Genomic DNA, 2,307 nt, shown 5'->3' with positions numbered 1-2,307 from the left:
AGGGCGCCCCGCACGGCCTCGCGCTGACCCGTCAGGGCGTGCCGACGTACGAGCCCAACGAGGATGCCGCCAAGGGTGGTTACGTCCTGTTCGAGGCCGAGGGAGGCGACGCCCAGGTCATCCTGATCGCGACCGGCTCCGAGGTCCACGTCGCCGTCGAGGCGCGCGAGCGGCTCCAGGCCGACGGGGTGCCGACGCGGGTCGTGTCCATGCCGTCCGTGGAGTGGTTCGAGGAGCAGGACCAGGGGTACCGGGACAGCGTTCTGCCGCCGAACGTGAAGGCGCGGGTCGCGGTCGAGGCGGGTATCGGGCTCACCTGGCACAAGTACGTCGGGGACGCCGGTCGCATCGTTTCCCTGGAGCACTTCGGTGCTTCCGCCGACGGCAAGGTGCTCTTCCAGGAGTACGGCTTCACTGCCGAGAACGTGGCCGCCAAGGCCCGGGAATCCATCGCCGCCGCCCACCGCTGACGCTCACATACGACACGTAGGAGATGTAATTCCATGACAGACGCACTCAAGCGCCTCTCCGAGGAGGGCGTCGCGATCTGGCTGGACGACCTGTCGCGCAAGCGGATCACGTCCGGCAACCTCGCCGAGCTGATCGACCAGCAGCACGTCGTGGGCGTCACCACCAACCCGACGATCTTCCAGAAGGCGATCTCGTCCGGTGACGGCTACGACCAGCAGCTGTCGGACCTCGCCGCCCGCAAGGTCACCGTCGAAGAGGCCATCCGCATGATCACCACGGCGGACGTCCGCGATGCCGCCGACATCCTGCGCCCGGTCTTCGACGCCACCGACGGCCAGGACGGCAGGGTGTCGATCGAGGTCGACCCGCGCCTGGCCCACAACACCAAGGCGACCGTCGCCGAGGCCAAGCAGCTGGCCTGGCTGGTCGACCGCCCCAACACGCTCATCAAGATCCCGGCCACCAAGGCGGGTCTCCCGGCGATCACCGAGGTCATCGGCCTCGGCATCAGCGTCAACGTCACGCTGATCTTCTCGCTGGAGCGCTACCGCGAGGTCATGGACGCGTACCTCGCCGGCCTGGAGAAGGCCAAGGAGCGCGGCCTGGACCTGTCCCTGATCCGTTCGGTCGCGTCCTTCTTCGTCTCCCGCGTGGACACCGAGATCGACAAGCGGCTGGACGGCCTGGGCACCGACGAGGCCAAGGCGCTGCGCGGCAAGGCCGCCGTCGCCAACGCGCGTCTGGCCTACCAGGCGTACGAGGAGGTCTTCTCCTCGGCCCGCTGGAGCAAGCTGGAGAACGCGGGCGCCCGCACCCAGCGTCCGCTGTGGGCCTCCACCGGTGTGAAGGACCCGGCCTACAAGCCGACCCTGTACGTCGACGACCTGGTGGCCCCGAACACGGTCAACACCATGCCGGAGGCCACCCTCCAGGCCACCGAGGAGCACGGCTCGATCACCGGCAACACCGTCGCCGGCACCTACGAGCAGGCCCGCGCCGACATCGACGCCGTCGAGAAGCTCGGGATCTCGTACGACGACGTGGTGCAGCTCCTGGAGGACGAGGGCGTCGAGAAGTTCGAGGCGTCCTGGAACGACCTGCTCAAGTCGACCGAGGCGGAGCTGGAGCGCCTCGCCCCCTCGGAGGGCTGAGATCTTGGCGCCTTTTTCCGGTTCCGGAGCGAACCCGCTCCGTGACCCCGCCGACCGACGGCTCCCGCGTATCGCGGGGCCGTCGGGCCTGGTCATCTTCGGCGTCACGGGCGATTTGTCACGGAAGAAGCTCATGCCCGCCGTGTACGACCTCGCCAACCGGGGTCTGCTGCCGCCGGGCTTCTCGCTGGTGGGCTTCGCCCGCCGCGAGTGGGCGAACGAGGACTTCGCGGCCGAGGTCCACGACGCCGTCAAGGCGCACGCCCGTACGCCGTTCCGCGAGGAGGTCTGGCAGCAGCTCATCCAGGGGATGCGCTTCGTCCAGGGCACCTTCGACGACGACGACGCGTTCGAGCGGCTGCGCTCCACCATCGACGAGCTCGACAAGGCACAGGGCACGGGCGGCAACTTCGCCTTCTACCTGTCGGTGCCGCCGCGCTCCTTCCCGGTCGTCATCCAGCAGCTGAAGAAGCACGGCCTCGCCGACCAGAGCTCCGGCTCCTGGCGCCGCGCGGTCATCGAGAAGCCCTTCGGCCACGACCTGGAGTCGGCGAAGGAACTCAACGCGATCGTCCACGAGGTCTTCGCCCCGGACCAGGTCTTCCGGATCGACCACTACCTGGGCAAGGAGACCGTCCAGAACATCCTGGCGCTCCGCTTCGCCAACACCATGTTCGAGCCGATC

Annotated in this window: 2 protein-coding genes and 1 pseudogene; all 3 read left to right on the top strand. The window is 68.5% G+C overall.

Annotated elements, in window-relative coordinates; translation table 11 throughout:
- On the top strand, positions 1–470 hold a 470-nt coding region (locus ACWC09_RS52530), incomplete at its 5' end, for a transketolase-like TK C-terminal-containing protein (RefSeq protein ID WP_450859408.1).
- Positions 471–503: 33 nt separating this feature from the next.
- Positions 504–1,622, top strand: coding sequence for a transaldolase (gene tal, locus ACWC09_RS52525; RefSeq protein WP_450859407.1), 1,119 nt, complete (start codon positions 504–506; stop codon positions 1,620–1,622).
- Between the two features lie 4 nt (positions 1,623–1,626).
- Positions 1,627–2,307: pseudogene (locus ACWC09_RS52520) on the top strand (glucose-6-phosphate dehydrogenase); the annotation flags it as partial.

It is taken from the genome of Streptomyces sp. NPDC001617, assembly GCF_053596855.1.
Note: the sequence above shows the minus strand (reverse complement) of the source record. Positions and strands in the feature narration are given on the sequence as shown.